General features: G+C 64.7%; 2 protein-coding genes. Both read left to right on the top strand.

From position 1 onward, the window contains the following. Positions 1 to 213 (top strand): transposase (locus L630_RS22035; RefSeq protein WP_156941779.1); only part of this gene is annotated, 213 nt, incomplete at its 5' end. A 241-nt stretch (positions 214 to 454) separates the two neighbouring features. Beyond that, positions 455 to 583, top strand: a complete 129-nt coding sequence (locus L630_RS23565; RefSeq protein WP_256366569.1) for a hypothetical protein — start codon at positions 455 to 457, stop codon at positions 581 to 583. The last annotated feature ends 1,136 nt before the right edge of the window (positions 584 to 1,719 follow it).

Consider the following 1,719-nt stretch of genomic DNA (forward strand, 5'->3'; position numbering starts at 1 on the left):
GGCCGGCGCGCCATTGCCGGCGGAAGGCCGCGGGTGCGCAAGGCGCTCTACATGGCAGCGCTTGGAGCCATCCGGGCAAACCAGCGCTTCAAGGATTTCTACAGTGCCATTGCCCGGCGCTCCGGCTCGAAGAAGGTCGCCATCATCGCCGTCGCCCGAAAGCTCGTCACTGTGCTCAACGCCATGCTCCGGGACGGCAAAGCCTTCGCATGACAAAACACAGTTGCCATGCCTGACCGGTGAGGCGAACCAGCGAGACATAAAGCGCACCGCCCGGGATCGTCGCGGTTAGCGCTCCACGAGCCCCCTCCGGCGCTTCGCGCCACCTCCCCCACTTCGTGGGGGAGGATCCGCAGATTGCGGTTCGTGTCGTTTTCTGCAAAGCCTTTCGAGGTCGTACCGCGCCGCAGGCCTATGTCACCGTTCTGGCATGGATGGTCGGTCAAGCCGTGGCATGACGAAGAGGAGAGGCGGGAAGGGAGCAGGAAGACGAGCAGCTCTTGCGGAGGGCGCGGCGGACGTGATTGTCTCCGACATTCTTCCCATCGTCATCGTCGGGCTTGACCCGACGATCCACGCCTGAACCGAGACGCCTTGCCGACGGGTGAGGACGGGCAACCTGCTGCTCCCCAACGGTTCGGACTCTCACCAGCCCTCCGCCGCCTTCGCCGCTAGCTCCCCCGCGCTGTGGGGGAGGATCCGCGTGGTGCGTTTCATGCGCGAGGCGCATAACTGGTAGCGATCACCCACGAAGCGGGGAGGGAGGAGAACATGGGCAAGCGCGAGAAGCATTTACGGAGGACACGGCGCCCTTGATTTTCACTGCCGGTCTTCCCTTCGTCATCGTCGGGCCTGACCCGACGATCCATGCCTGAACCGGGACGTCTTGCCGACGGGTAAGAACGCGCACCTGCCGCTCCCGACGCTTCGGAACTCGCGCAAGCAGCGCCGCCGCGGATCCTCCCCCACAAGTGGGGGAGGGGACCATGCGAAGCATGGTGGAGGGGGCGTGACGGAGCGGGACGGTGACGTCTGGCGTAACGCGTCCGTCCGCAGCAACGATTCTCGTCCGGCATTAGACGCAGTAGGGGCCTTTCTCACCCCACCGGCGCCGGCGCCCTAGGAGCCCCCTCCGGCGCTTCGCGCCACCTCCCCCACTTCGTGGGGGAGGATCCGTGTCTTCGCGCTTCAGGAGCGTAGCGTTCCGCAGGAGATGGAGAGCTCGATGGCAGCCTGTTAGGCCATACGTGATCCGCAGCACATCAGCCTACAATCCAGATTCCCATCAAACCCGCTCACAGATGAAGCCAGCTTCGCGCCACCTCCCCCGCGCTGCGGGGGAGGATCCGGGGGCGTGCCTTCATGGATCGTGGTGTGTCACAGGCAATGATTGCGGTGCGCAGCGGCATGAGGGCAGGGGCGCTGAAGCCACGATGCGCAGCTGGCAAGAAGCGTAGTGGCGGTGAGATTTCGAGGCCGATCCAGTCGGATCCTCCCCTCACTTGTGGGGGAGGGGGACCATGCGAAGCATGGTGGAGGGGACGTGACGGAGGGCCAATTGCCGGCCCGTCCCGGAAAGGACCGTTCCCCCAAACAAAAAAGGGAGGCGCCGGGGCGCCTCCCTTCAGACTGCTGACAAACCTCTGGCGTTAGCCGGAGGTTTTTGATTCAGTGGGGCATGCTGAAGAAGCCTGCTCCCGAACAGACGGCGCTCGAGAT

The organism is Aminobacter sp. J41 (assembly GCF_000526635.1).
Lineage (GTDB): Bacteria > Pseudomonadota > Alphaproteobacteria > Rhizobiales > Rhizobiaceae > Aerobium.

What these genes read in the sequence shown, in the direction of transcription:
- L630_RS23565 (WP_256366569.1), top strand. Translation starts at nt 455, where the DNA reads ATGACGAAGAGGAGAGGCGGGAAGGGAGCAGGAAGACGAGCAGCTCTT.